Source organism: Neptunicella marina (assembly GCF_014270035.1).
In the GTDB taxonomy this organism is placed as follows: Bacteria; Pseudomonadota; Gammaproteobacteria; order Enterobacterales; family Alteromonadaceae; genus Neptunicella; species Neptunicella marina.
Genome location: NZ_JACNEP010000008.1, coordinates 40,770 through 66,182, shown reverse-complemented (window position 1 = coordinate 66,182; position 25,413 = coordinate 40,770). Strand labels below are relative to the sequence as shown.

Sequence of the window (25,413 nt, the reverse complement as noted above, 5' to 3'; positions counted from 1 at the left end):
CAGCGGGAGACAATAGATGTATTTAGGCGTAGATGGCGGTGGAACCAAAACCGCCTTCGTTTTACTTGATGACGATAATAAAATTGTCAGTCAGCATTTAGACGGCACCTGTTATTACATAGAAGTGGGAATTGAAGGCGCACAAAAAGTATTGCATAACGGAATTCAGGCTGTGTTTACCAAGGCGGGCATCCCAATTCAGCAACTCAAATATGCTTTTTTTGGTTTGCCTGCCTACGGCGAAGACTCCAGCATGCTGGAAACCCTAAACGCCATGCCTGGTAGGCTGTTACCCACCCAGAAATACCAGTGTGGCAACGATATGATCAACGGCTGGGCGGCGGCATTTGGTGGTGGTGATGGCATTAATATCATTGCTGGTACCGGCTCAATTGCTTACGGTCAGCGTCAGGGCAAATCAGTTCGTTGTGGCGGCTGGGGCGAACTCTTTAGTGATGAAGGTTCCGCCTACTGGATTGGACGTCGCGGTTTAGAGCTGTTTACGCATATGAGCGATGGCCGGTGTGAAAAAGGGCCGTTATACGACATCATCAAACAAAAACTGAATATTCAACAAGACCTGGATATTTGTGCTTTGGTGTTATCGGACTGGAAAGGTGAACGTGGTGCTATTGCTAATGTTTCAACCTTGGTTTATCAGGCTGCACAGCAAAATGATATCGCCGCCAAAACAATATTCAATGATGCAGCACTACAACTGGCTAAGATTGTAGACGCAAGTCGCAAGCAGTTGGATTATGTGGCTGGCGAGCCGGTAAATATTGCTTATTCTGGTGGTGTGTTCAAAGCAGGGGAATTAATTATGACCCCATTTAAACAAGCTATGGCGCATTTTTCTGATGACTATCAAATCCATCAGCCACAGACCACACCAGATGTGGGGGCGGCATTATATGCACGCCTGTTATCGGCTCAATAACTCATCATTTTTAAATACCAGTCTTATCAACATGTTCAATAGCTCGTTGTTGAACATGTTGCATAAGTGCAGGGAAAAAATTTAAAAACACCTCTTCAAGCTCAACATAATTGGGCTCTATTTCATCCACTATGCCAACAAAGTCATGCTCAAACCGGATGCGCGACAACGTTCTCTGCAACGCGTAAGTTACGCCATTTATTTGCTGATAACTTTGTAACCACTGGTGCTCAACCATGCTTGTCACCACACGTTGCATTCTGGCTGGCATTTTGTTTAGCTCAACAGCGAGTAGTGTGTAGGCCTGCTGACAATAGGAATCACAGGATACCTGTGCATACTCAGACCAGTGTTTAATTAAAAAATGGTCAAACAATATATCAAGCGCAATACCGGCAACACGCCGATATTCGGGACTAAACAGCTGTTTAGCTAATCTTATATCCTTATGATTATCAGTAAATTTGTCTACCAAACGATGATTTTGCAAACCCGCAACCACCGAGTCTGAATATTTCGATACATCAATGCCACGGCTAAAGTCCCCCAGCAAATTACCAAAATGAGAATCTGAGGTCGGTTGGGCTAAAAATAGATGTGCCAGATAATTCATTTTTCTGAAAATAAGTCCATGCCGGTGCGTTAACGCATTCTAATATACAGATGTTACTAATGGAGTGTTTTATGATTGGCGCCTCATTTACACCGGGTTTTAGGTATACTGCCTTTATAGGCGTAATGCGTTAGCTCAGCAAGATTGTGTCAGGAGTACACTATGGCAGTAAAAGAAATAAAACATCCACTGGTTCAGCATAAGCTTGGTTTGATGCGCGAACAGGGCATCAGCAGCAAAAACTTTCGTGCGCTGGCCAGTGAAATTGGCAGCCTGTTAACCTACGAGGCCACTCGTGACTTAGAGAGTGAATCGGTTGAAATAACCGGCTGGCAGGACACCCCGATTACCATTCAGCAACTTAAAGGTAAAAAAATTACCATAGTACCGATTCTGCGCGCAGGACTGGGAATGCTGGATGGTGTTATGCAGTTAATCCCCAGTGCGCGCGTGAGTGTTGTGGGTTTATACCGCAATGAAGAAAGTTTGCAGCCAGTTGCCTACTTCGACAAAGTGGTTAAAGATGTCGAAGACAGAACCGCACTGATTGTTGATCCTATGTTAGCCACGGGTGGCACCTTAATTGCGACCATTGATTTGTTAAAACAAAAGGGCTGTAAACATATTATGGGCTTGTTTTTAGTGGCGGCTCCCGAAGGCATAGAAGCTGTTACAACGGCTCACCCGGATGTGGATATTTACACCGCATCGATTGATGAAAAGCTCAATGACCAAGGTTATATTTTACCTGGTTTAGGTGATGCCGGTGACAAACTATTTGGTACCCGATAAATACAAAAGCCTGCAATTTGCAGGCTTTTTTAATCATCATCAGACCCAACTACAGCATTTTCCAGTTAACTGTCTGGCCCGCATGAAATGGCACAATATCGTTGCCATTAGGTAAAACAATTTTTTCAGGCACAGTCCATTCTTCTCTGACCAAAGTAACCGTCTGCTCATTACGTGGTAATCCGTAAAAATCAGGACCATGCAGGCTGGCAAAACCTTCGAGCTTATCGAGCGCCCCTAAATCTTCAAATACTTGTGCATACAACTCCAGCGCACTCCAGGCACTGTAACAACCAGCGCAACCACAAGCGCTTTCTTTACGGTGTTTTTCGTGTGGTGCAGAGTCAGTACCAAGGAAAAACTTATGTGAGCCACTGGCTACCACTTCACGTAAACGCTGCTGGTGAGTACTGCGTTTTAATACCGGCAAACAGTAATTATGCGGGCGAATGCCTCCCACCAATAAATCATTACGGTTTAGCATTAAATGTTGCGGGGTAATAGTCGCGGCAACATTATCCGGGCTTTCACTCACAAAATCAGCCGCATCGGCAGTTGTAATATGCTCAAACACTACTTTTAGCTGTGGGATCTGCGCTGTTATGCGACTTAAGTTTTTTTCTATGAAAACTTTTTCACGGTCAAAAATATCGATATGACTGTCGGTAACTTCGCCATGAACCAGCAACAACATGCCTTGTTCGGCCATGGTTTCAAAAACAGGAAACATGGCGTCCAGATTAGTTACTGCGGTGTCAGAATTAGTGGTCGCACCAGCCGGATATAATTTAGCGGCTACCACACCGGCTGCTTTGGCCTTAATAATTTCTTCGCTGCTGGTGTTATTGGTCAGAAAGATGGTCATCAAAGGTGTAAAGCTACTGCCTGCAGGCCGCGCTGCCAAAATACGGGACTGGTATTGCATTGCCAGTTCAGTGGTTGTCACCGGCGGTACCAGATTTGGCATCACAATCGCGCGCTCAAAACAGCGAGCCGTGGCGGCGACTGTTTCAGTGAGAAGTTCATTATCCCGAAAATGTAAGTGCCAGTCGTCTGGTTTTCGTATCGTAATTTGCTTCATAACAATCCCCTGCCAAAATCTGGAGAGGGATTGTATGTATTGCTAATTAAACAAGCAACCGACTTAAGCGATCGCCTGTTCTTTTACAGACTGTAAATTATGCTGTTCAATTCTTTCGAGCATCTGGGCGAACTGCTCAGGAAGATTCTGCATAAATTCACTGGCATTGATATAACAGGGCTGGCGTAATCCCTTGTGCGACACATAAGAACCAATACGTTGCATATTTATACCAATAATACGCAAGTATCGAATAAACTTAGGTTCACACAAAGTAAATACATGTGGGCGGCCTAAGGAAGCTGCATGCTGTAACGCAGAAAAAATAAGATATAAACGAATGTAGGGGTAAGTTTTGTATTCTTGTTCTGGAACTCCCGGCTGATGACAATTAAATTGCTCTTCCACAGTTAAGCGTGAGATCTCACAAATTGAATCACGAGTAAAATTTAATGGATGTAACTCACCTTCAAATAAGGCAGCCTGTCCAAGCTCTTCTACTGGAAGCAGTTGATTTTGAGCTTCACTTTTCACTACCCGACAACAACCTATTGTGCTTTCCGTTTCATAATGGGCAACAGAAAAATAGTCACTACGCCTATCATAAAGATCTTTTTCCATCGACGATTCTGAAGCAGGTTCAAATCCCAATGCCTCACAATAAACACGGTAACGTAAGTGAAAAACATCCTGACATAACTGGGGCGAACAGTTGAAATTGAACCCTGTTTCCAACTGAAAAAAATCAAAAAAACGTCTTAGGTGCTGATTTTCAACCACTGGTAAAGTACGAGTACTCTTTTTAGTATCGAGACTAACCAGATTGTTGTCCGCATGCATAAAATTACTTTCCAAATTGCGAGCCAAAGATAAACACCTATCCATGTTTTTGATATTCACTGCGCCTCTTGCTCAGCAATGTTACAGCACGACTACAAAACAAGTATCGTGCCAAAAGAAATATTTGTATAAATTTCAATGTAATACATGTATTAGAATGAAAAATAAACATCAATTTAAATAGTAACTGTATGAATTAAAAGACTTTTCAGTCCTGCTTTATATTTTATTTAACAAATTCAATTAGTTAAACTGTCGCAAATCACATACACATTAAGTTAAATCATGTTATTCAAGGCTTTCTGCCCGATTTTTACCTAACGCTTTTGCTTCATACAGCGCTTTATCGGCGCGGATAAAGACAGTATCAAGACTATCACCATCTTTAAAGCGTGAAACACCAATACTACAACTAATTTTTTGCACAGGAGTAATATTTTGTTCCATAACCGCTTCACAAATTCGGTTAGCCAGCATGGTGGCATCTTTGAGCGAGGTGTTGGGCAGCAAGATAATAAACTCTTCGCCTCCCCAGCGGCCCACAATATCGATGCTTCTAACCTGCTTTTTTAGTACCTGCGCAGTTTCAATCAGGACTTTATCACCCTCACTGTGTCCGTATGTATCATTAATCGCTTTAAAGTTATCCATATCAATCAACAGTAAACTTAACTGACTGTTATGCCGGACCGCCCGATTTAACTCTTTTAGTACCGTTTCATTAAAAAAGTGACGATTCGCTAAAGAGGTTAGTGAATCATGCGTAGACAAGTATTCGAGTTTCTTATTGCGCGCCCGCAATTGCTCCTGTAAATCCAGCAACGCCTTGTTTTTTAAGTCCAGTTCAAAGTTTTTTGAGTCCAGCATCAAACTATGAAGTGCCAGGGTGTAATAACGGTAAGCCAGGAACAACGCCACCAACACAAAGGTTGCTAACCAGAACCAGAAATAGTCAAAAAACCAGTGGCTTTCCTCAAAACGAGTATCTGTATCCACATTATTATTAGCAACATTTGCCAGAATATCTGCGACCGGTGACAAGGATGGCGCGATCCCAATCGCTAATGCCTCATCTTGATAGATAACAAGTTGCTGAATAAATGAATTGGGTGCGATCGCCGTTAGTTCAGGTGACAACAGCATGCAATCAAGCACGTCATCATTTTGTGACTTAATACGTTGTTGAGTTGGTATAGCCAGTTTTCGACTTAACTCGCCAATATACTGTTCAAATGAATGCGACGTTTCGCTACTGGTCAGGCAATATTTTATCGGACTATTTGCCTGAAGAATTTTAGCCTGAGTTGTACTTAGCGCTGAATGAGTATGGAAACTAAACAAAAAAAGCCCCATTCCTCCAATTAAATGGAAGAAAAATACACTTTTACTACTCAGATAATGCTTTTTAGTGTGTTTCATGCCAGTTTTTTGGTGCTTAGACCTAATTTATAGTTATGCTATCGGCAATTTATTTTTATCGGTTATTCCGCTTAATACTGCGTTGTATAACAACATCCACAGCCCAGATGATTGAACTTGCTGTGCTCCCTTTTTACACAGCCAACCACCTTATGCGTATTTTTACACGACTAACCTCAACTGTATATTATTTGTACCACTTAAAATATGATTATCAGCAGATCTTTAGCGGCCAAAGCTCATACAAAAAGAGGATTTGTTTAAATAGTCCGCAACTAAATAAGAAGGTATTGAAATTACGGATGAATTTTTCCAACTAATTGATTAATCTGTGGTCTGAATTGATGAACAGCAGAATTAAGGCAAAAATCATGACAGAAGAAAATCCGGATACTTCTCCATCCCGCTCTCCTCTTCCTTATATAATTATCGCTATTCTAGTGGTCATTTTGATTGCAGGACTTTTCATCTGGAATTCTCAACAGCAGGAAAAAACGCCCCCACAAGTCAGGGATGTCATCCCGGTGAAAGTAAAAGAGCCGGAACCACAACAGCCGGTAATGCAGGTTGAGCCGGAGCCAGAAGAACCCGCCGAAGCACTGCCAGAGGTTAATACTGAAGAATCCATGGTGCCGGAGCCAGAGCCTGTTAAACCGGTGGATACGTCTGATTCCGCCATCAAACAGCAAATCACTGCAACGTCAGACTATGAAGCCTTAGCTCAGGTACTGGTCAATGACGATTTGCTGGAACGTTTTGTGGTTTTTACCGACAACCTTGCCAATCGTCAGATTGCCAGTGGTCACCGCTTATTAAAACGTCCGCAGCAAAAATTCAAAGTCTACCAGCAAGCGGATCGCTGGTGGATCGATGCCTCCAGCTTTAAACGCTACAGCCTGTATACCGACATATTCACGTCAATGGATTCAGAGCAGCTGGTAAAACTGTTCGAACGTTATATGCCTGCGATGCAAAACAAATATATGGAGGTAGGCTCTACTCAACAACCTTTCGATATGATTGTAGATGAAGCGATTGAACACCTGTTAAATACGCCTGAAGTGCCAACACCAATTGAGGTAACCACCGACAGTGTTATGTATAAATATGTAGATCCTCGCTTAGAAGAATTATCTCCGGTACAAAAACAGCTACTACGTACTGGCCCGGAAAATATGCGTCAGATTAAAACCAAACTTCGCGAAATTAAGGCGCTACTCGACGCCCAATGATATGAACTTAAATGATCTGCGTGACAAACTAAAGCAGGCAGATAACTCGCCGCAGCAGTGGGATCCACCGCTGTGCGGTGAGATTGATTTAGTCATTAAATATGATGGCAGCTGGCACTATCAAGGCTCCGTTATATCCCGCCCCGAAATCGTCAGGCTTTTCGCCAGTGTATTACGACGCAAGGAGCAGCTTTATCTTTTGGTTACACCGGTAGAGAAGTTGATTATACAGGTTGAAGACGCGCCCTTCGTTGTTACTCAATGGAACCAACTACAAGGATTAATTTATCTGACAACATCTGTGGGTGAAGAAGTTTGTATATCAGAACAACATCCGATTAAATTATTACCGTCCCCTCATACCGGAGAGGTTTTGCCTTATTGCGAAATACGTGAAAACTTAATGGCACGTATCCATCAAAACGTATTTTACCAACTGGCGGCTTGCGGACAGATTGAGCAACATCAAAATGCATCTTGCCTGATGCTGCAAAGTGGCGATTATAAATTTTCCCTGGGTGAAGTATAAAACCGACTTTCGAAACCTTATGAAACAATTGAATGTTTCTATCGGTCTGTTACTTATCGCTAAGATGTGGAATTGAATGAAAGTATTGCGCTGTCAGGTAAGAAAAATAAGTGCATCACTTTAATAAGCAGAACATTAACTGGCCAGGGCGTGTTGACCTTTGGAGTGTGTTTTTGCAGCAGTTAGTCTGCCATTTATACAAGACAGAGCGAGTGTGGTGTAGTTATTCTACATGAGTGAGCGATAACGCCGTAGAAATGGCAGACAAATACTGCCCAGAGGGTTCAACTCAAAGCCTTTTGCTCTTTGTTACCGGATTTGGACTTAGGCCCCTTTATTTTAAATATGAGGTGCTGCAACCCGGCGTCGCGATCAAAAGACTTTGAATTTGAACAAAATCCATAAACCAAAGATCAACACGCCCTAACAACAAGGACACAAGATGAAATTGTTCAGCAAGATATCAATCATTAGTTCGGTCGCGCTTTCGCTTTGCAGCCCTTTGGCAATGGCCGATCTGGATAAACAAACCGCAGCCGCTATTGATGCCGCTCTAAGCAGTGCCAAACGCTCTGACGACAACAAAGCACGCGACCAATACCGCAAACCGAAACAAGTATTAGATTTTTTAGGTCTGCGCTCAGATATGACAGTAGTGGAGATCTGGCCGGGTGGCGGTTGGTATACCGAAGTGTTAGCACCGGTTTTAAAAGATAAAGGTAAGTTCTACGCGGCACATTTCAATCCTAATACCCATACCGGCTATATGCGCCGTAGTCTGGGTTCTTATTTAAAAATGTTGGGTAGTGATGCCGAGCGTTTTGGTGAAGTTGAAGTGACCACTTTTGATTTCCCTTATTTTCTGAATATTGCGCCAAAAGGCAGTGCCGATATGGTACTGACATTCCGCAACGCTCATAACTGGATGATGCCGTCCAATGGTGGTGGTAAATACAATGATATTGCCTATCAGGCAATGTTTGATGCATTAAAACCTGGCGGCGTATTAGGTGTCGTAGACCATCAATGGGATGACCCTAAAACTGAAGATGAAATGGATCGTAACGGTTACATTTCTACCGAGCGCGTTATAGCAGCGGCGGAAAAAGCCGGCTTTAAGTTAGTGGCAGAATCACAAGTGCTGGATAACCCGAAAGATAGCAAAGATCACCCCAAAGGGGTTTGGACACTTCCACCATCAATGGCAATGGGTGAAACCGACGCCGCTAAATATAAAGCAATTGGTGAAAGCGACCGCTTTTTACTCAAATTTGTAAAACCTGAATAAATATAAAATGTAGAAAAGGCGCCATTTGGCGCCTTTTTCATAATCCTTTTTTGATCAGGTAACGATAGGGGGCAGATTCGGTATCACTCTCAATTAACTGGTGATCCATAAAACGACAAAAACTCGGAATATCACGCGTGGTAGACGGATCATCCGCTGTAATCGTCAGGGTTTCTCCATCCTGCATATTTCGAATCGTTAAACGCACCATCATCACCGGCTCAGGACAGCGCAGTCCTAGCGCATCCAGCTGATGATCCGCCTCACTAAAAAGATCAGATGCCATACTGCTGACGATACGCCTGAATATTAGTTAAATGCTCCGCCATTTCCGGTTTTTGCTGCAGATATTCAACCAAATCAGCCAGTGTTACGATTGATATCACCTGCGTATTAAAATCGCGCTCCACTTCCTGAATAGCAGACAACTCACCTTTACCTTTTTCCTGACGATCAAGTGCAATTAATACACCGGCCAAAGTGGCATTGTTGTCTTCAATAATCTGCATCGATTCACGAATCGCGGTACCTGCTGTGATCACGTCATCCACTAACATCACTTTGCCAGTTAATGCACTGCCCACCAGATTACCGCCTTCACCGTGCTCTTTTTTCTCTTTGCGGTTAAAACAATAAGGTTTGTCGATATCGTGTTTATCCGCCAAAGCCACTGCCGTGGTGGTAGCAATTGGAATGCCTTTGTAAGCTGGACCAAACAACAAGTCGTAATCAATACCGGCATTGACCAACGCGGCGGCATAAAACTGGCCTAATTTGGCCAGATCACGTCCGGTATTAAACAATCCTGCATTAAAAAAGTACGGACTGGTACGGCCGGATTTCAGGGTAAATTCACCAAAGCGCAATACATTACGCTGTAGTGCAAATTCAATAAATTCAATCTGATACGCTTTCATCTGCCGCTCTTAATTTAAAGCTGATTTTTGTAGGTCGAAAATTTCACGCAGGCCGTGTTTAGCCAGTTCCATCATTTCCTGCATTTCATCAAAGCTGAACGGTTCTTCTTCTGCGGTACCTTGTACTTCGATTAGCTTACCAGTATCGGTCATGACCACGTTCATATCGGTTTCTGCGGCAGAATCTTCCACATATTCCAGATCGGCAATTGGCGTACCCTGATACACTCCGACCGATAATGCAGCAATCATATGTTTTAACGGATTGGTTTTGATTAAACCTTTGGCACGCATCCAGTTAAGTGCATCCACTAACGCCACGCAGGCACCAGTAATAGACGCAGTACGTGTACCACCATCGGCCTGAATCACATCACAATCCACTACTATGGTATTTTCACCCAGTTGTTTAAGATCAACCGCTGCACGCAAAGAACGTGCGATTAAACGCTGAATTTCCAGTGTACGACCGCTTTGTTTACCACGTGCCGCTTCACGATCACTACGAGTATGGGTAGAACGCGGCAGCATGCTGTATTCCGCCGTTACCCAGCCCTTGCCCTGACCTTTCATAAAACGTGGTACACCTTCTTCCACGGTGGCGTTACACAACACCTTGGTATTGCCAAACTCAACTAAAACTGAGCCTTCTGCATGACAGGTAAATTGACGGGTAAAACTAACTGGGCGGATTTGATTGGCGGTTCTTCCACTTGGACGCATGCTGTTTCCTTAGGGTAAATGTAATGCTTAATTATACCCACTTTACCTCGGTCAAAAAACCGCAAATGTTCGCGCTTGAGGCACAAATTGGTATACTGGCGGCTTATTTGCAGAATATGGAACGCAAAACTTTATGATCTACAGCATGACGGCCTTCGCCCGCCAGGAACAAAAAGCAGACTGGGGAACCGCAGTTTGGGAAATCCGCTCGGTTAATCAACGTTTTCTTGAAACCTACTTCCGTTTACCTGAACAATTCAGAGGTATGGAACCAGTATTAAGAGAAAAATTCCGCAAACAATTACAACGCGGAAAAGTTGAATGCACCCTGCGCTTCAGCGGCAATGACGCAGCCGTAGGTCAGTTAAATCTTAATCAGGATTTAGCCAAACAATTGCTACACGCAGCAGACTGGGTTCAGTCTCATGGCCAGTCATCTGGTGTAAACCCGGTGGATATTTTACGTTGGCCAGGTGTCATCAGTGCCGAAGAAACCGATCTCGACAGCATCCAGGCCGATCTGATCAACAGTTTTAACCAGTGTCTGGAAGAATTTATTCAGGTACGAGCCAACGAAGGTGCTGCGTTAAAACAATTAATCGAACAACGTTTAGATGGCATTGAAGTAGAAGCAGCCAAAGTTGCCGAACACATGCCAAGCATCATTGAATGGCAGAAAGAAAAACTACTAAGCCGCTTTGAAGAAGCCAAAATCGAACTTGAACCAACCCGTTTGGAACAAGAAATGGTGATGCTGGCGCAAAAGGTAGACGTAGCCGAAGAACTGGATCGCTTAAATTGCCATATTGCAGAAACACGTAAAATTCTTAAAAAAGGCGGAGCCTGTGGCCGTCGTCTCGATTTTATGATGCAGGAATTCAACCGTGAATCGAATACTTTGGGTTCAAAATCAATTAACGCAGAAGTCACTCAATCAGCTGTAGAATTAAAGGTTCTGGTTGAGCAAATGCGCGAGCAAATTCAAAACATCGAATAGTGTTTCATTAATACTCTAAGCCCCTAATTAAAGGGGCTTTTCTTTATTAGTTGCGGTGCAGCTTAAAACTATTAGTAACTCTAAACACTAGTAATATCTCACTTTACACATATTTCTCCATTTATTAATCACCATTATCGGTGAATTATCTAGTAAACTCTCCAATCGCAACCGTATATTCACCGTTATCAGTGATTATATTTGAAAATTCTTAGAACCTCCCTATAATCACCATTTATGGTGAATATAGGTTAAAAGCGTCTCATACCATGGCAAAGAAAGTGACGGTTTCAGATATGCCTGATTCAGGTTTTATCGATAACGCAGAGATACTGGGGCAATTGATCAAAGCCAAGCGAACAGAACTCGGCATTAAACTGGCCGACTGTGCAGCACTGTGTGGGATTGGAATTAACACCTTGTCACGTATTGAAAACGGTAACGCAAATTGCACCCTGGCTGCGGTTTTCTCTGTACTAAATGGACTGGGTATTAAACTGACATCGAAAGCGCTAACGCCAACAGCAAGCTCCTTATCAGACGAGGAATGGATTTAACCAATGGCGAACACCAATGCATACCAACTGAATGTCAGTTACGGCAATGATGTCATCGCTACATTGGCACTGGATAGCACCACCAACCTTTTAAAACTAAGCTATTCGCCACAGTGGCAGCAAAATGGTTTTGCCATTTCCCCTCATTTGCCGCTGAACAACCGGCATACGCCAGAAGTCGCCTATAACTACCTTGATAACGCCTTACCTGAGGGAGAAACACGCAAGTTGCTGGCTGAAAACCTGGGTGTTTCAGAAAAAAACGTATACTCGCAAGTCCGTGCCATTGGTAATGATTTAGCCGGGGCGGTGACCTTTAAACCATCCCAGGACAATCAGGTAGACGAGACTCACCCCATTTTTAGAGCGCTTGAAGACGCAGAACTCATTGAAAGGCTGGATAAAAAGGAAGAGTTTGGCCTGCTGACATGGGATGACAAGCCACGGCTCAGCGTGGCGGGCGTGCAAGACAAACTGAATGTCTTTATTGATAAAACGGGACAAATTGGTTTTGGCGACGGCGCATTGTGCTCCACCCATATTCTGAAGTTTGAAAAGAAAAACTGCCCCAATCTGGTATTAAATGAATTCTTCTGTATGAAGCTTTCCAGCGCGATTGGCTTACCCACTGCCGATGTAACGTTTAGACCTTTTGGCTCGCACCCGGCACTTATCGTCAAACGATTTGATCGCAAATATGTGAGTGACAAAAACAAAGTGTTAAGGCGTCACGTGATAGATGGTTGCCAGGCCCTCAACTTATCCAGAGATCACAAATACGAACGCAACCTTGGTGATGGGCGAGATGTTCAGCACATTCGGGATGGAGCCAGTTTACAGAAACTGTTTGAATTTTGTCAGGGCATGTCTTCACCCGTTGAAAGCACACAATGGCTGATCCAGTGGCAATTATTCAATCTAATGATCAGCAATTACGACAGTCACGGCAAAAATGTCTCGCTATATTTTGATAAACACAACGCACGATTTACGCCGGCTTATGATTTGGTAAATATCGCCCTGTTCCCTCAGTTTAAACATGTGTTAGCCATGGCAATGGGAGATGAATTTGAACCAAAGGACATCCATGCTTATCAACTGGCGGACTTTGCTGAAACCTGCAACATCGATAAAAAACTCTTGTCAAGACTACTGGTTGGACTCGCAGATAGAGTGCTGAACCAACTTTCTGGAAATGTTTTTATTAATTACCTGCAAGAACAACCGTATGTCACGGCCGACGATATTACTTATTTTGAGGCATTACGTGACAACATTGTCGAAAGAACAAAATACTTAAAAGCACAGGCAGCAGATATCCCTTTTATCACGGTTTAAGCGTGGGATAACAGCCTGAGTCTGCCAAGTACCAATTAAGCCCTGTCTTCACAGGGCTTTTTAATCAGCTATTTATATTGTTCATCCAGCCATTGCTGTTTATAAGCAGCGCGATCTACCTCTTGTGAATTTACCATCAATGCATAACCTGATTTGCGTTTTGGGTCATACATCAACACTGACTTAAAGGGGCCATTGCTGCCTGTTTGCATACTTAAAAAGTGTTGCTCGCCAGCTGCATCGGGATAAAACTGATATCGGCCACCAAAGGCATAATGCTGCTCTTCGGTATAAACCTTAGTTATCTGTTTAGTTATATCTGCCGAAAAGTGGGCAAAATGAAACTGCGATATTTTCAATAAATCGGTAGGTGTTGATGCAACCCCACCGGTACAGGCTAAAAAGGGCGGCATACCACGCGCTTTAGTCTGATTAATTAACACATCACTGTTAGTAATCTGCTGCACAAAAATACTGGTATTGCGGGTGTTTGCCGGTTTAAAAATCCGGTTTCTTAGAATGTCTGCAATTGGTTTCTGCTCAGCGTGCTCCAAAATCGCCTGCACCAAAACCCAGTTGATCGTCAAATAATCAAATTCCTGTCCAGGAGTCGCTCCCGGCTTTTTACTGATAAGTTTATTCGCGGCCTGAAGCGCACTGGCATTGGAATTAACAAACCCGGGCTCGGCTTTAAGCACCTGATGCAATTTGGTCGTTAAACCAGAGCGATTAGATAAGATGTTTGTCAGGGTAATTTTATTGGCGTCAGGATGGTCAAATCCCGGCAGCAGAGTGGTCAAAGTATCGTCAAAAGATAACTTATGTTCAGCCACCAAATCGGATGCGGCCAAGGTGCAAATATATTTCGCGATTGAACCCGCCTGAAAAGTTGTTGAGGCATCACCGTTTTCAACCTTAGTTTTGGTGCTATTGCCATCCAGCCACGCCTGACTGATAACAATCGACTCACTATCGATAGGTGTTTTACTTTCATCTGCAAAAACAGGTTGTGTTATCTGTTGTTGACTCAAAACAGCCAGCAACAAAACCAGTAAAAATTTGAATTTAATATTGTACATCAGACTACCGCCCCTTAAATTGGCATAACAAAGTGGCAATTATGTTTGCATGACAACAAATCCTAGATCGTCTCAACTTTATGAAAAACATAAAAAATTAATTTGAGACCTGTATCAAATTGAATTTTCAGGACTCAAATGAGTGAAATAAACTTCTTTAACTGGCATTCAGTGGCACTTGCAGTCATTGTGATGATGATCATTATCAATTGCATCATGCTATTACTGAGACAAGAAGAACAGCATGCAAATCACACGTTAGTTTGGCTGTTAGTTTTCACTATGGGGCTGATTGTGCCAGATGTGTTAGGTTTTGCTGGCGTCTACAATCACATATCCTTTTTCCGTCATTTGCCTCTTTCAATAGAAACCGCCATTGGCCCACTTGTGATGCTGTATTACGCCAGATTAACCAAGCAGCATATAAGCAAAATCCTCAAGTATTTGTTAATCATTCCATGCATCGAATTTATCTATCGACTGAGCATGTATTACCTGCCTTCCGGTACTCAGAGCTGGTGGTTAGAACACTGGCATGAGCCCTTGTTTGATTCAGCCATTACTATAGTCGCAGTGGCATTAATTGCAGTCAGTGTGATTTGGGTATTTGTTATGAATCGTCAGTATAACCAATGGCTGGCTGATAACAGTTCCGAGAAAGCAGATTTAGATACCAGCTGGCTCAGCCGCTCGTTATGGCTTTTACTGGCAATCGCCTTGTACTGGGCATACATCGATATTACCGATATTTTTATTACCGTGCTCAATCATCAGGCAGAATATCCCTTTTATTTTGCCTTGGGACTGGCTGCATATTTGCTGTCGCAAATGGTGATTTTTCAGGGAGAAAAAACTTATCCAAAAATGCCCCAGCGTATAACCATCCGCTCAGAGCAAAGTATTAATCATCAGCAACACAACCAAATCACCGCCCGGTTTGAATCTCAACACTTGTATTTACAACCCAGATTAAGCCTGGCCGATACGTTATCTGCGTTAGCTATAACGGACGAACAACTGGCTGGGGTAATAAAAGCAAGTCATTCAGCTAACTTTAATCAGTTTATCAATCATTACCGTGTGGAATGTGCCAAAAAGCTATTGCAGCAGGAAAATAGGGATATCCTGAGTATTGCGCTTGATTCAGGGTTTAATAGTAAGGCGTCATTTAACCGGGTATTTAAAGATCAAACGGGTAAAACCCCCTCAGAGTTCAGACATACCTTACTTAAAATCCATTAGTCAGGGCACGTTGAACTTTACTGTTTTTTCAAAGAGTTAAACTAAATTCAGTTTTGGTTCACCCAACAAACACAACACTTCACTACGTAATGATAAAAATGGAGTAAGCAAATGAATAGAATCGCTCTTGCATTTTTGATTGGATGTAGCGTTGCATCGTATTCAGTGTCGGCCGATGAACACAACTGGAAGGCCCGCTCAACCGAAGGCCAGTATTCCAAACGCAGTGAAATAACCGAAAAAAGCAGTAAAGGTGTTAAAGCCTTCAGCTCTGCAAGCAGTGCGACCCGCCAACATGCGGCAGCGAAAGTATTAAGTAGCCGAACAGTGGTCGATGACCCGGATTTCTGGATTTATGATGCATGGATCACACTGGATGTAGATACAGACGGAGATGGATATTATTCAGGGTTCAGCGTGGAATTTGATGCAGACACCATATACAGCCACGCTGATGTCTACGCGCGTTTATATTTAAGCCGTGGCGACGAAGATTTTTACGAATACCACACCACTGCAGACTTTCCCATTGATGGCGAAGACAGCACCGACAGCTTTGTCGTAGAAACCGATTTAGTTGATGGATTCCCCACAGGTGACTACGAACTGCTGATTGAATTATATGATGCAACCACTAATCAGCTAGTCGCCAGTTTAGACGGTTATGACGACGACGACTTATATTTGATTCCACTGGAAAGTGATAACCATGAATACCGTGAGCCGGTAGTGGTTGTTACCGAACATGGTGGCAGTTTTGGATGGTGGAGTGTTTTGGGATTGATAGGTATTTGGGCAACAAGAAAGTCATTTGGGGTGGTGAAATAATTCACCCTAATGCCCTTCAATAAAATGCATTGCAAAACGCGCACAGCGTTTTGCTCTAAACATAGAAGTTCTCTACCAGACAGGTAACAAAAAACAACAGTAAGAGCCTGAACTAGCTTAAAAAATCTTCCAGAAACCAGGCGGCAAATTCATGACGTCCTTCCAGACCTGACTTGGCATAAATGGAAGAAGCTTGTTGCCTTACCGTCTTCTCTTTGGTGTTTCTCAAAGAAGCGATTTCCTGAAAGTTCAATCCCTTAAGCATTAGCATAGATACTTCTTTTTCACTGTCGCTAAGTTTCCAGTCATGTAGTTGCTTTCGGATCACTTCACTGTATTGATGCCGGGCAATTTGCATTTCCTGGTTAAGTTGAGCAAATTTCTGCTCAGAGAGGGTGAGTGCCTGACCTAATTTACTCAGCGCCCGGGTGCGGCGACGCATCTCCATAATCAGATAGGCTGCCATCAGACCCGAAATAAATACAATGGTGCTCTCTTCGATAATATGCCACAACGGCACCTGTAGCCGCAGGTCTGAAACAACGTCGACCATGTTCAGGCACATGATGATCAAAAGCGTTGAAGTAATGATTTTATCTTTCATTCTAACTCATTGAAAATTATTGAATAAATATCTGTTTAGACATATGCCCGATGTGATTCACCAACCATTTCCATAGACTTAACACAACTCAGTTACTGTCAGGCTATCGCTATGAAAAAGAGTTTGTTATCCCTTGCATTATCGGTCTCGTTGCTGACGGCTTTGCCCGTCTCCGCCGCCTCAACTGTTACTTTACACGATTTACTGACCATGGCGCTAGAACGCAACAAGGGGCTGAATGACGATCAGATAACACAGATATCGGTATCACAATGGCTAACCGGCGCGACTACTCTCAGTGCCAATTATCTGAACAGTCAACAATCTCAGGGCAGTGACGAGGCAGAACTGCGCCTGACTTTCCCATTAAAATCGCCAGGCCAGCACGACAATGATCACGCCCTCACGGTCAGCAACCGGCTTATCCAGCAACGTAACAAAAACTTACGCCAGTGGTATTTCTCAGGATTGATCAGAGAAGCCATCTGGTCTTATTTACTGGTCGATACGCAAATTAAAGCCATCGAGGATAAACAGGCATTATTGCTGCAACTTAAAACTCAGTTTGCCAAACAGGTTGACGCCGGCACCAGCTCAAAACTGGGTTTGCTACTGGCGCAACAGGAATATCTGTCCACCAAAACACAAAGGGTCGGCCTGGAACAACAACAAGCCCAGTGGCTTAAACGTCTGCAGCAACTGACCGGGCATGACCGTTTGCCGGACAATGTGATTGAATCCCGCCCTGAACAACAGCAATGGCTACTCAATGAGCACCCGCAAGTCACCTTGCTTCGTGCGGAAATGCAACAGGCACTGCAGGTATTAAAAGCATCGGCGGTGGGAATGCAGCCCTGGAATGTCTCTGTCACGGCCAAGCGCATTAATAACCCGGCCTTATCTGAAAACCAGATTGGACTGGGAATCGATATTCCACTTGGTGGACGGGATACCCTGACACAGGCCGATCAAAGTGACTGGTTACGCACCCGTGCCCAGTATGAAGTTCAGCTCGATAATCTGTATCAGGATTTGCAGCAACAATGGTTAACCTTAGACCAGCAGTGGCAAACCCTGAAACAGCAACAGGCGTTACTTGGCCAGCAGGTTGTCATCAGCCATGAAATCCTGAAGCAGGTTGATCTGCTTAAACAACGCAATGAAATTGAACAGGAACTATTTCTAAACCGCACTCTGCGCGCAATGGAAATTCAATCAGCCCAGTCGATTAACCAGATCCAGCTTTATCAAAATCAGGCCAGGCTTAACCAGGCCGCAGGAGTCTCCTTATGAAAAAATTCACTATAACCCTGTTATTACTAACCGGCTTCTCTTCACTGGCCTGTGCCGAGTCTTTGTCCATCGCCGATTTAGGACAGCTTGAACTGGCGTATACTCAGGCCCGTAACGTTGATGGGTTTAACGGTACAACCTTAAGAGCGACGGTCAGTGTGCAACCCGGACAGGACTTCAGACTCCTGAGCCCGATTCGGGTGCAACAACTGCATTACCTGATTGCTGACGGCACTTTTGTCAGCCAGAATCAGGCAATTTTAAGTTTGTCTGGCAGCGAAGTTCATCATTTCAAAGAACGTTATGACGCTGGTAAGTCTATTCTGGCAGTAGCCAGCCGTCGTTATCAAAGCAATTTAAAGCTCTATCGCCAACAAGCCATCAGCGAGAGTCAGTGGCAGGAAACCAATCGCCAGTATCAGGAGGCCAGATTATCCCTTGGCCATTTGCAGCACTTTATGGAATTGGTAGTCAAAACCAGTGAAGATGGTGAAACGCTGACCATTGGTGCTCCGATCGCGGGTGTATTTCATTACGCCGATTTATCCGATTCCAGCATGGAAGAGCCGCTGCTGGCGACCATTCTGCCCCCAACATCGCTTCGCCTAGGTGTAAAAGTTCCACTATCCCTGGTCCAGGATCTGCAACAGCTGCGCACCGATCATTGTGTCGTTGAGATGACGGACAAAGGACGTTATGCCGACAACTTTTTTGTTCAGGCATGGAGTGTGCCTTTGGGCAACAATTGTCAGCTATTAGCAGGCCAGCGTGTGGCTGCGATACCCCATTATGCCATTCAGGGCTATCAGGTACCCAAACAGGCGGTATTTCGGTTGCATCAACAGCAATGGATACTGGTTCGTCAGGCAGAACAACTGCACACCATCGCGGTCAGGGTATTAGCCAGCGAACCTGAATCTTATATTGTGAGTAGTGACACACCATTATCCGGTATGGATATCCTGACGTCGTCGGTGGGTGCATTGCAAGGCATGTTATTGGGTATGGGGGGCGAATAAGTGTTGCATCATGTAATTCGATTTTCCCTGTCGCAACGGCTGTTTATCACCGTTGCGGTACTAATTGCGGTCGCGCTCGGTGCACGGGCCTGGTTTAATCTGCCGATTGATGCCTTCCCGGATATCTCACCGACTCAGGTAAAGATTATTCTGAAAGCGCCGGGCATGACCGCCGAAGAAATTGAGGCTCAGGTAACCCGGCCGCTGGAAACAGAACTGTTGGGGATCCCCAAACAATCAATTTTGCGCTCCAAAACCAAGTACGCCATTACCTCCATCACTCTGGATTTTCAGGAAGGAACGGATATTTACTGGGCTCGTCAACAGGTCAGCGAACGGCTGAATAATCTGAGAGATCAAATGCCGGCCGGGTTGCAGGGCGGTGTGGCGCCAATGAGTACGCCCTTAAGTGAGATGTTTATGTTCACTTTGGATAATCCTTCCTTGTCTTTGGCTGAGCGTCGTCACTTGCTGGACTGGGAAATCCGCCCATTGTTGAGAACTGTGCCCGGGGTGGCGGAAGTCAATAGTCTTGGTGGCTATGTTAAAACCCTGCAATTTACACCAGCCCCCCGGAAATTACATGATGCAGGGTTGGGCTACGAGCATATTGTCAGTGCCATTCAAAAAGCGAACCTGAATGGTAGTGTCGGTCGTATGGATCTGGGCAACGATTCTTTGATTATTCGTACTCAGGGCCGTTTCGCGGATTTGGATGCCCTGGCCAATCTGGTGGTGCGCTCTGACGATAAGGGAACCTATCGCCTTAGTGATTTGGGTACCGTCAGTTATGGTCATCTGACCCGTTACGGTGCGGTGACTAAAAATGGTCAGGAAGCCGCCGAGGCACTGATTATTGCGCTTAAAGACTCCAATACCGCCGATGTGGTACAGGGCGTAAAAGACAAACTGGCGCAGATTGAACCGACTTTGCCAGCTGGCACCAAATTAAACGTGTTCTATGACCGCAAAATATTGATCGATACGGCGGTAGGCACGATTTCAGAAGCACTGATCGAAGCCATTGTGCTGGTGATCGTTATTCTGGCTTTGTTCCTGGGGGATATCAGAGCGGCTTTTGTGGTTTCTCTGGCCATTCCTTTTGCCGCGTTAATGACCTTTTTGATGATGTCTTACTTTGGTTTATCTGCCAACCTGATGAGCCTGGGCGGGGTGGTAATTGCCATCGGTATGATTGTCGATTCGTCCGTGGTGGTGGTGGAAAACATCGTTTCGCAATTAAATCGCAAACTGCCCTTGCCAAGATTACATCTCATTTTCCGGGCCTGTAAAGCAGTGGCCCAGCCGGTATTTTCCGGTACCGTGATTGTGGTGATTGTGTTTATTCCTCTGCTGAGTCTGACCGGCCTGGAAGGTAAGCTCTTCTCTCCGGTGGCGATGACCATTGTGTTTGCCATGATCAGTGCGGTCTTTATTTCACTAACCATTGTGCCTGTCGTCGCCTCGTTTCTGGTCAGCAGTGAACACAGCTCGGCACCGGGCTTTATCGCTAAGATGCAGCAAATTTACACCCGTAGTCTTGAGACCTTACTGTTGATACCCAGGCGATTTGTTGTGGGCGCTTTATTCTGTCTTTTACTGAGTATTGTGGTGTTCACTCAATTAGGTAAAACCTTTATGCCAGTGCTGGATGAAGGTGACATTATCGTCCAACTGGAAAAATCACCAACCATTTCTCTGGCAGCCTCGCTGGAGCTGGATCGCCAAATTAGTCAGGCGCTGTTAAAACAGGTACCGGAAATTAAGCAGGTGGTAGCCAGAACCGGTGCGGACGAACTGGGCCTCGATCCCATGGGATTAAATGAAACTGACGTCTTTATGGAATTACAGCCCCGCGAACAATGGCGCTTTGACAGTAAAGAGCAACTGATTAAAGCCATTCGTGAGGTGATGCTGACCTTTCCGGGCATCAACTTCGGCTTTACCCAGCCCATTCAGATGCGTGTTGCCGAAATGCTGACCGGCAGTACCGGAGCCGTCAGTATTAAAGTGTTTGGTGACGATATTCCCACTTTATCCGGATTAACCGAAAAAGTCGCCGATATCACCCGCAAAACTCAGGGCGCTGTGGATGTCAAAGCGACCCTGATTGAAGGCGGCGAGTTTTTAAATATTCGTCTTAATCCGGAAATTGCGACTGAATTTGGATTGACGGTAACCGAGCTTTCCGATTATCTGCGAGCTCAGGTCGAGGGCATACAGGTGTCTGAGATGATCCAGGGCAAAGTCAAAACACCGATCATGATCAATGCCGATCGCGACGCGGGTATACAGCCGCAGGCTGATGCCGACCTTAAACATCTGTTGTTAACCATGCCGGATGGCAGCGTGGCCAGTTTATCGGATGTTGCGAGCTTATCTTACACCAGCGGACCATCGATTATTTCCAGAGAAAATGGCAATCGGTTTGCTGTAGTGACCACCAATGTCAGTGGACGCGATATTGTCGGCTTCGTCGATGAGCTCAGCCAGAATATTCAACAGGGAGTGTCGTTACCAACCGGCTATACCATCGAATACGGCGGTGAGTTTGAGAACCAGACACGGGCGACTCATAATCTGATGATGGTGATCCCCGGTGTGTTATTGCTGATTGTGATTATTCTGTTCAGTACCTTCCGCTCATTGTCCCGGGCCATGTTAATTCTGGTAAATATTCCGTTTGCCTTAATGGGCGGTATATTGGCTCTGTTTGTCAGTGGTCAGTATGTATCGGTGCCCGCCTCAGTCGGTTTTATTGCCCTGCTGGGCGTGGCGGTATTAAACGGTGTGGTGATGTTGTCTCACTTTGAACAGATTCGGGCCAAAGCCAGAGATCTGAATAAACTGGTGGTCAAAGGTGCAAAAGACAGGCTGCGTCCGATTATGATGACGGCCACCACCGCAATGTTCGGGCTGGTGCCCCTGGCACTGGCCACCGGCCCCGGCGCCGAAATTCAGAAGCCACTGGCAATCGTGGTGATCGGCGGCTTGCTGACCTCAACCATTACCACGCTCTATCTATTGCCATTGTTTTATTACAAGCTGGAGAAAAAACATGCAAACCGATGATCAGATCCTCAATATTATGGTACCCGAAAGCATCAAGGACGATGTGGTGGATTTGCTGATCGCATTAGAGGTACTGAGTGGCTTTAATTTATATCGGGTGGATGGCTTCAGCCGGGAACACAGTAAATATGATCTAAATGAGCAGGTAGAAGGCTATCGTAATTTGTACCGGTTTGAAGTAATACATAATACGCAGGATTTCGGGCAAATCTTAGATACGTTAAAACCGTTAAGCCATGCAACATCACTTCGCTATTGGATAACCCCAATACTGTCTGGCGGGCATATTGAAACCGATTGATATATTAAATCACAGCAGAAGCTGGAATTAGTGAACACTTACAAACAGATCATGAAAGAGTGTCCACACCCGAGAGGATTACAAAATACAGGATGTATTTTGCCTTTGGGGGATTGAAGGCTTAATTACTGTACATAAATGATAGTTGGAAAAAACCGGAATTATTTTTAACCCTTCACTTAAAGTTCTGTAAATTAAGTGTACTAACTCTTGTTATCTGACTGAGGCAGTTTAAATTGTTGGCTTTTGAACATTTCAATTTTTTCAAGAATAGGACTCCACCAAGATTCTTTTTGCGCAGATACCATAGAATTTAAATCTGATATATCACTCTTTGCCATTAGTTCCGACGCAAGAACTACATCCACCAATTCAAACTGATTTAAATAAATAAGACTGGACGTAACTCTGCGAATCAGAGGAGTTTTACTTAGTAAATGATACAAACATTCTTCTAATTCTTCTGGCTCATTAGATAAAAAATCTCTAGACCGCAAACCTATTTCTAGCGACTCTTCATATCCCTTACTAAAAGATAAATTGTCTGCAAAATAGTAGAGAGTAGTTAACTCAATAATCTCTTCAACTTTCAATGTGGCACTTATAGCCTTAATACATTGAGCTTGGCTGTATCTTCTAGCTCGATCTTCATCAGACCCCAAGTATTCAAGGTAATCTTCGGTGGTAATTTCCTGATCAGAAAAGTGAAATTCTGCGCCTTCATATTTTTTATACTCATTTAAAAAGTAATCTAAAGACTTCTTAGTTAGGAATTTCAAAGTTTTTTGGGGCCCGACGTTAGCCGATAGGAGAAAGTCTTCTTTGATAATGGCCATTGCTCTGCCGTATTCCCGATTAGAAATATCAAGATTAGCCGTGACATTTTCGATTGCAGATTTTATTTCAGTTGGGTTTGATAAGTAGCAATCGGATACTTGCTCTGAGAGCCACTTAATCTGAGCCCATGATAGCTCTTTAGTGTGAGTGTTTCCTTCATACTCTCGTAGTAACGAGTCATTAAAGTTACTAATTATCTTTGTAATTTTTTTTAGCTCTATGAATCTTATAGCTAGTAAATTTAAGTTTATTATCGAGACGCTAGATAGATGTTGTTCTCGGTTCAAGGTTTTTGGGTATCGAAAAGTCTCACCAGTATTATCCATATCTGCTAAACCACAAATATAAGGTTTCAGAACTTCTACCAGCTCACTATATCGATCATCTAAAGATGTAGAAAGCTGTTCAAATATTTGCCACAGCTCGCTTAAATTATGGGTTGCTGTCCGCATACTATCGACATCTCTTCCCCTAAGCTCTGCGAACTTGCATATACAGTCTAACCATCCTTTTAATCTTAATTCAATCGAATGCCTTATGTTAAAGCTTATCGGATGAATCAGTTCATCCGCGTGCGCTTCTCTAGATTTAAGCGCGAGACCAAGAAGATATTCAGCCGCTGATTCATAGCCATTGGCATAAGTTGTAAGATCTGATGTACCGTTATTACCTACACAAGCATTCATTCCAGAGAAATGTCTTGGTAAGAGTGGAAACATGAAGTTCTCGTAGTTAGCCATCAAACTTCCTTTAAAGCGTTCACGGACAATCTTATACCATGCTACAAATTTGCTACATATTTCAAAAAAGGAATTTTCAGAAGAAGATAATCGGGCTATCGCCCTTTAGAAATGGCGCACCCGAGAGGATTACAAAATACATCCTGTATTTTGCCCTAAAGGGCCATCGTCGTGCCTCCGATGTTCAAAATCGCTCCCGGCGATTTTGTCGAACCGCAGAGGTTCTCACCTGACAGGCACTGAAAAGCAAAAAACCGACACTAAAGGTCGGTTTTTTTGCTTTTTGGCGCACCCGAGAGGATTCGAACCTCTGACCTCTGCCTCCGGAGGGCAGCGCTCTATCCAGCTGAGCTACGGGTGCATATTTGTTTTGTTCGCTACGCTAATAAAGGGTTTTATCAGGTAATTCACTACCTTAGCGTGAAGCGGCGCATATGATACGCAGTGGATCTGATTGCTTCAACTTAAAATACCGACTTAAGTATAATTTTGTTTTCCCTTTGTCACTTTTACACTTAAGATCATGCACTAAAGTCTTGTAGGGCAATAATTAGTCGTTATAATCGTAGCACGATTAATCACATGATTTTTGTATGTGATTAGCCCGGTGCGTTATTTAGGGGAACCATTGTGAAACTTAATCTAAAAGCCTTTTTTATTGTATTGGCTACCTTGTTTGTCTTTTCATCTCAGGCAACGGATATGTCAGCGGCATCAATTAAAGACCGTATTAAGCCTTTAGGCCAAATATCGGTAGCGGGTGCAGTTGAAGAATCTGCAGCAGCTTCTGGTCCTCGCTCTGGCGAAGATGTATTTAAAGCATCCTGCTTTGCGTGTCATGGCACTGGTGCAATGGGTGCGCCTAAAAAAGGTAATGCGGATGACTGGGGCCCACGTATCGAGCAAGGTGAAGAAACCCTGATTAAACATGCGATCGGCGGTTTTAATGCTATGCCACCAAGAGGCACCTGCGCCGATTGTTCTGATGATGAAATTAAAGCCGCAATTGAGTATATGATTGACGGTTTATAGCACCCGATTAAAATTTGTACCCTGCGTCGTAGAAAAGATCGTCAATTGATGGTCTTTTTTACCGCATAGATGTATTCTCTAAATTCATCAATATAACTAA

25 protein-coding genes and 1 tRNA gene are annotated in these 25,413 nt (G+C 44.0%); 15 read left to right on the top strand and 11 right to left on the bottom strand.

Annotated elements, in window-relative coordinates:
- The first annotated feature begins 16 nt into the window (after positions 1-16).
- Positions 17-940, top strand: coding sequence for an N-acetylglucosamine kinase (locus tag H8B19_RS11620; RefSeq protein WP_186507057.1), 924 nt, complete (start codon positions 17-19; stop codon positions 938-940).
- 10 nt (positions 941-950) lie between these two features.
- Here H8B19_RS11620 and H8B19_RS11615 read toward each other — a convergent pair whose 3' ends face one another.
- On the bottom strand, positions 951-1,553 hold the full coding sequence (locus tag H8B19_RS11615; RefSeq protein WP_186507056.1) for an acyl carrier protein phosphodiesterase: 603 nt from the start codon (positions 1,551-1,553) through the stop codon (positions 951-953).
- 162 nt (positions 1,554-1,715) lie between these two features.
- On the opposite strand from H8B19_RS11615, the gene upp reads away from it, so the two are divergent.
- The gene (gene upp, locus H8B19_RS11610) at positions 1,716-2,345 is read left to right on the top strand and encodes a uracil phosphoribosyltransferase (RefSeq protein ID WP_186507055.1); all 630 of its coding nucleotides are present in this window, start codon (positions 1,716-1,718) and stop codon (positions 2,343-2,345) included.
- Between the two features lie 49 nt (positions 2,346-2,394).
- On the opposite strand, the gene pyrC is transcribed toward upp, so the two are convergent.
- The 3 genes from pyrC to H8B19_RS11595 all read right to left on the bottom strand — a co-directional run bounded on the left by pyrC (position 2,395) and on the right by H8B19_RS11595 (position 5,685).
- Positions 2,395-3,426, bottom strand: coding sequence for a dihydroorotase (gene pyrC / locus H8B19_RS11605; protein ID WP_186507054.1), 1,032 nt, complete (start codon positions 3,424-3,426; stop codon positions 2,395-2,397).
- Positions 3,427-3,489: 63 nt separating this feature from the next.
- Positions 3,490-4,293, bottom strand: a complete 804-nt coding sequence (locus tag H8B19_RS11600) for a PEP-CTERM/exosortase system-associated acyltransferase (RefSeq protein WP_186507053.1) — start codon at positions 4,291-4,293, stop codon at positions 3,490-3,492.
- Between the two features lie 261 nt (positions 4,294-4,554).
- Positions 4,555-5,685, bottom strand: a complete 1,131-nt coding sequence (locus tag H8B19_RS11595; protein WP_186507052.1) for a GGDEF domain-containing protein — start codon at positions 5,683-5,685, stop codon at positions 4,555-4,557.
- A gap of 371 nt (positions 5,686-6,056) precedes the next feature.
- Here H8B19_RS11595 and H8B19_RS11590 point away from each other — a divergent pair, with 371 nt between their 5' ends.
- From H8B19_RS11590 to H8B19_RS11580, 3 genes are all read left to right on the top strand, one after another.
- Entirely contained in the window at positions 6,057-6,917 is an 861-nt protein-coding gene (locus H8B19_RS11590; RefSeq protein WP_186507051.1) for a DUF3014 domain-containing protein, read from the top strand.
- A 1-nt stretch (position 6,918) separates the two neighbouring features.
- Positions 6,919-7,446 carry a DUF1285 domain-containing protein gene (locus tag H8B19_RS11585; protein WP_186507050.1) on the top strand — a complete coding sequence of 176 codons (528 nt, stop codon included), beginning with the start codon at positions 6,919-6,921 and terminating at the stop codon, positions 7,444-7,446.
- A 442-nt stretch (positions 7,447-7,888) separates the two neighbouring features.
- On the top strand, positions 7,889-8,734 hold the full coding sequence (locus H8B19_RS11580; RefSeq protein ID WP_186507049.1) for a class I SAM-dependent methyltransferase: 846 nt from the start codon (positions 7,889-7,891) through the stop codon (positions 8,732-8,734).
- Between the two features lie 37 nt (positions 8,735-8,771).
- On the opposite strand, the gene tusA is transcribed toward H8B19_RS11580, so the two are convergent.
- From tusA to rph, 3 genes are read right to left on the bottom strand one after another with little or no spacing between them, the layout of a single operon-like run.
- Positions 8,772-9,020 (bottom strand): sulfurtransferase TusA, encoded by a 249-nt coding sequence (gene tusA, locus H8B19_RS11575; protein ID WP_186507048.1) that lies wholly within the window; start codon positions 9,018-9,020, stop codon positions 8,772-8,774.
- Complete coding sequence (gene pyrE, locus H8B19_RS11570; RefSeq protein WP_186507047.1) at positions 9,010-9,651, bottom strand: orotate phosphoribosyltransferase; 642 nt, start codon at positions 9,649-9,651, stop codon at positions 9,010-9,012. The genes tusA and pyrE overlap by 11 nt, the downstream gene beginning before the upstream one ends.
- 9 nt (positions 9,652-9,660) lie before the next feature.
- Complete coding sequence (gene rph / locus H8B19_RS11565; protein ID WP_186507046.1) at positions 9,661-10,374, bottom strand: ribonuclease PH; 714 nt, start codon at positions 10,372-10,374, stop codon at positions 9,661-9,663.
- A gap of 133 nt (positions 10,375-10,507) precedes the next feature.
- On the opposite strand from rph, the gene H8B19_RS11560 reads away from it, so the two are divergent.
- The 3 genes from H8B19_RS11560 to H8B19_RS11550 all read left to right on the top strand — a co-directional run bounded on the left by H8B19_RS11560 (position 10,508) and on the right by H8B19_RS11550 (position 13,266).
- Entirely contained in the window at positions 10,508-11,371 is an 864-nt protein-coding gene (locus H8B19_RS11560; protein WP_186507045.1) for a YicC/YloC family endoribonuclease, read from the top strand.
- Between the two features lie 269 nt (positions 11,372-11,640).
- Positions 11,641-11,928 (top strand): helix-turn-helix domain-containing protein, encoded by a 288-nt coding sequence (locus H8B19_RS11555; RefSeq protein WP_186507044.1) that lies wholly within the window; start codon positions 11,641-11,643, stop codon positions 11,926-11,928.
- A gap of 3 nt (positions 11,929-11,931) precedes the next feature.
- A complete protein-coding gene (locus H8B19_RS11550; protein WP_186507043.1) occupies positions 11,932-13,266 on the top strand; it encodes a HipA domain-containing protein in 1,335 nt (444 codons plus the stop codon).
- Between the two features lie 68 nt (positions 13,267-13,334).
- On the opposite strand, the gene H8B19_RS11545 is transcribed toward H8B19_RS11550, so the two are convergent.
- Positions 13,335-14,345, bottom strand: coding sequence for a serine hydrolase domain-containing protein (locus H8B19_RS11545; RefSeq protein ID WP_186507042.1), 1,011 nt, complete (start codon positions 14,343-14,345; stop codon positions 13,335-13,337).
- Positions 14,346-14,483: 138 nt separating this feature from the next.
- On the opposite strand from H8B19_RS11545, the gene H8B19_RS11540 reads away from it, so the two are divergent.
- Entirely contained in the window at positions 14,484-15,587 is a 1,104-nt protein-coding gene (locus tag H8B19_RS11540) for a helix-turn-helix domain-containing protein (RefSeq protein ID WP_186507041.1), read from the top strand.
- A gap of 111 nt (positions 15,588-15,698) precedes the next feature.
- Positions 15,699-16,415, top strand: a complete 717-nt coding sequence (locus tag H8B19_RS11535) for a choice-of-anchor H family protein (protein WP_186507040.1) — start codon at positions 15,699-15,701, stop codon at positions 16,413-16,415.
- Between the two features lie 112 nt (positions 16,416-16,527).
- Here H8B19_RS11535 and H8B19_RS11530 read toward each other — a convergent pair whose 3' ends face one another.
- Positions 16,528-17,019 (bottom strand): helix-turn-helix transcriptional regulator, encoded by a 492-nt coding sequence (locus H8B19_RS11530; protein ID WP_186507039.1) that lies wholly within the window; start codon positions 17,017-17,019, stop codon positions 16,528-16,530.
- A 111-nt stretch (positions 17,020-17,130) separates the two neighbouring features.
- On the opposite strand from H8B19_RS11530, the gene H8B19_RS11525 reads away from it, so the two are divergent.
- From H8B19_RS11525 to H8B19_RS11510, 4 genes are read left to right on the top strand one after another with little or no spacing between them, the layout of a single operon-like run.
- On the top strand, positions 17,131-18,312 hold the full coding sequence (locus H8B19_RS11525) for a TolC family protein (protein WP_186507038.1): 1,182 nt from the start codon (positions 17,131-17,133) through the stop codon (positions 18,310-18,312).
- Positions 18,309-19,331: a hypothetical protein gene (locus H8B19_RS11520; protein ID WP_186507037.1), complete on the top strand. Its 1,023-nt coding sequence runs from the start codon at positions 18,309-18,311 to the stop codon at positions 19,329-19,331. Before H8B19_RS11525 ends, H8B19_RS11520 begins: the two co-directional genes overlap by 4 nt.
- Entirely contained in the window at positions 19,332-22,403 is a 3,072-nt protein-coding gene (locus H8B19_RS11515) for a CusA/CzcA family heavy metal efflux RND transporter (protein ID WP_186507036.1), read from the top strand.
- On the top strand, positions 22,390-22,704 hold the full coding sequence (locus H8B19_RS11510) for a DUF3240 family protein (protein ID WP_186507035.1): 315 nt from the start codon (positions 22,390-22,392) through the stop codon (positions 22,702-22,704). Before H8B19_RS11515 ends, H8B19_RS11510 begins: the two co-directional genes overlap by 14 nt.
- Positions 22,705-22,907: 203 nt before the next feature.
- Here the strand turns inward: H8B19_RS11510 and H8B19_RS11505 are convergent, their stop codons facing one another.
- Both H8B19_RS11505 and H8B19_RS11500 read right to left on the bottom strand, forming a co-directional pair.
- Positions 22,908-24,281 carry a hypothetical protein gene (locus H8B19_RS11505; RefSeq protein WP_186507034.1) on the bottom strand — a complete coding sequence of 458 codons (1,374 nt, stop codon included), beginning with the start codon at positions 24,279-24,281 and terminating at the stop codon, positions 22,908-22,910.
- A 284-nt stretch (positions 24,282-24,565) separates the two neighbouring features.
- Positions 24,566-24,642 (bottom strand) — tRNA-Arg (locus H8B19_RS11500).
- A 269-nt stretch (positions 24,643-24,911) separates the two neighbouring features.
- On the opposite strand from H8B19_RS11500, the gene H8B19_RS11495 reads away from it, so the two are divergent.
- Positions 24,912-25,313, top strand: coding sequence for a c-type cytochrome (locus H8B19_RS11495; protein ID WP_422121158.1), 402 nt, complete (start codon positions 24,912-24,914; stop codon positions 25,311-25,313).
- Positions 25,314-25,413: the final 100 nt, after the last annotated feature.